Annotated in this window: 4 protein-coding genes; 3 read left to right on the top strand and 1 reads right to left on the bottom strand. The window is 40.5% G+C overall.

Translation table 11 applies throughout. From position 1 onward, the window contains the following. From JX312_RS12490 to JX312_RS12480, 3 genes are all read left to right on the top strand, one after another. A partial coding sequence (locus JX312_RS12490; protein WP_204458221.1) for a DUF4417 domain-containing protein occupies positions 1-763 on the top strand: 763 nt, incomplete at its 5' end. Further along, positions 750-1,208, top strand: a complete 459-nt coding sequence (locus tag JX312_RS12485; protein WP_123403991.1) for a hypothetical protein — start codon at positions 750-752, stop codon at positions 1,206-1,208. The genes JX312_RS12490 and JX312_RS12485, both read left to right, overlap by 14 nt. Before the next feature lie 5 nt (positions 1,209-1,213). After that, positions 1,214-1,645: a hypothetical protein gene (locus JX312_RS12480; RefSeq protein ID WP_124029565.1), complete on the top strand. Its 432-nt coding sequence runs from the start codon at positions 1,214-1,216 to the stop codon at positions 1,643-1,645. Between the two features lie 227 nt (positions 1,646-1,872). Here JX312_RS12480 and JX312_RS12475 read toward each other — a convergent pair whose 3' ends face one another. Next, positions 1,873-2,094, bottom strand: coding sequence for a DUF2795 domain-containing protein (locus tag JX312_RS12475; protein WP_123403987.1), 222 nt, complete (start codon positions 2,092-2,094; stop codon positions 1,873-1,875). Positions 2,095-2,270: the final 176 nt, after the last annotated feature.

Raw genomic sequence — 2,270 nt, 5'->3', positions numbered from 1 at the left:
ATTTAATATGCCATACGAGTATTACCCACTTCAGAACACTCTTCCATTTCTCGATCTGCTACCTGTGGAAGAGAATCTTTCCGCCGAAATCACGGCACTTAAAACTGTGGCATCAAACTCTGATGCAACGATTGAAACAATCCTCGCACGAAAAGATGCTACTCTTCTGTTCATGACAATGGCTGTCAGCATGACATCTAAAAATGAGATGCCAATCGTTCGCGCATATACCGGAGATATTCCTACCGATATTCGAGGTATTCATCGCGCTGGGCCTCAGAAACTGTATCATGTGGCGCCACATTTCTACGTGGAAGACTCCAGAATCATGCAATACTGGAACAAGCCCTTCGAAACAGAGACGTTGCTGTCCAACTTCAAGGTGTCGATTGGGATGGATTTTTCGATGACAAACGAAATGACCCGTCCTCAAAAGATGTACGCTTCATTTCTCAACAAGCTATGGGTAGCGTGGCTCCAGTCAAGAGGATATAATGTGATTCCAAACGTTTCATTCCCCGATGAATGGGAAGAGGACTATTGGCTTGAAGGTTGGCCAAAGCATTCTATCATAGCAATCAGCAGCGTCGGTGTCACCCACCATGGAAATCCGGAAGAATGGCTAAAAGCCGTAAAACGAGTCCGTGAGGAATTGCAACCGATTTGCATCCTTCGCTATGGCCCTCTTATTCCCGGAGAGGACACCGAGAACTGTATCTATTTTGCTAACGACAACAACAGATCTGCAAATGGGTGGCAATAATACTTATAAAAAAGAACTCGGAGGCGTACCTGAATATCTCCAGACGCATAACGAATTACCAAATCGAATAGAAGGCCACAAAATTCTTCTTCAGAAAGGAAATGACAGCCGTGTCAAAATACCTATGAATTCTAATTCGGAATCCCCCATTTATCTCGGAGCTCATCGCAAAGAAGATGGTACAATTGAGATAACAACATTCGGGATATACGAAAAGCATAAGTGTATTGGGCAGGTAGACCTAAAATTCGATAAGCAAGGCAATCTTATTCCGTTTGCCAATAATGGAGAAGGATCTTCACATTATCATAAATTTTCGGAGAATCCTTCAACCGGCATGGTGAGTCGTAAAAGTGGTCAGAAAAATAATCATCATCCGATAGATGATAAATATGACTCGCTTATCCAAAAGATTATTGAATATAATAAAGCGAAACACAGATGAACAATATGTCGCAAAACTTACCCAAACGGAATCATGATGTTGTTGTTAACAATTTTTTCGGAGAGGGCAAAAACCTTGAAATGTGGCAGCTTGGCTGGCAACCAGAAAACAGACGTGAGACAAAATCATCAGTCTCTAAGAAAATCTTCCAATCTTATATTGAAGAAGGTGGTTTTAACATGATTTTCTATTATGTTGGTGACGGCAACTTCTATGGTATACATGCTGAAAACTGTCCTATACCTGTTTTCCGATTTAGAAAAGAAGCAGGAGAGTACGTATATGATCAACTCGGAGACAGAGACACTCATGACTATTATGAGGAAGAGATTCTATACATGATTCCATGTGATGAAAGCGTATGGGATACTGTAAATATTGATGGCAAATCTCTTGAAGAAATTCTTCAGGATTCCTACATCGTCAACATCAGCTAATCGCATCATTCTTCCGAAACAATTATCCTCCGGAATACTACTTTCCCGTATGAAAGAACGTATATTCCGGAGGATGTTTTTAGTTGTCGGATTTTAGCCAAGAAAATGGATTTTGGCCAAGAAAACCGCGACAACTGAGGCCATCTGAGGATATGAAAATACATAAAAAAGTCAGTGGTCAAGAAAATAACCTCTTCTTAACCACTGACACTCAATTATTTACACTATTAATATTCCTCCTCGTTGAAGAAGAAATCGTCTTTGGAGGGGTAGTCGGGCCAGATTTCTTCGATGCTTTCGTAGATTTCACCTTCGTCTTCGATTTCCTGAAGGTTCTCGATTACCTCAAGCGGTGCTCCACTGCGCATCGCAAAATCTATAAGTTCCTCTTTTGTTGCAGGCCATGGCGCGTCTTCAAGTTTCGACGCCAATTCAAGTGTCCAATACATATGATGATATTTTTAAATTTTAAACTTCTATATTATTCCTGACAATAGTCTTAGAAACTGTTTAAATTTAATTCGAAAATATTTATATAATGTATCTTGTGGCTTCCTTGAGGTCTTTTATGGTGGTTTTCACCAAGTCTCATCGGTCACATAGCCCGCTATGCTCCCTCTTCAAC

This window comes from Barnesiella sp. CU968 (genome assembly GCF_905219685.1).
In the GTDB taxonomy this organism is placed as follows: Bacteria; Bacteroidota; Bacteroidia; order Bacteroidales; family Muribaculaceae; genus Lepagella; species Lepagella muris_A.
Note: the sequence above shows the minus strand (reverse complement) of the source record. Positions and strands in the feature narration are given on the sequence as shown.

What these genes read in the sequence shown, in the direction of transcription:
- JX312_RS12485 (WP_123403991.1), top strand. Translation starts at nt 750, where the DNA reads ATGGGTGGCAATAATACTTATAAAAAAGAACTCGGAGGCGTACCTGAA.
- JX312_RS12480 (WP_124029565.1), top strand. Translation starts at nt 1,214, where the DNA reads ATGTCGCAAAACTTACCCAAACGGAATCATGATGTTGTTGTTAACAAT.
- JX312_RS12475 (WP_123403987.1), bottom strand. Translation starts at nt 2,094, where the DNA reads ATGTATTGGACACTTGAATTGGCGTCGAAACTTGAAGACGCGCCATGG.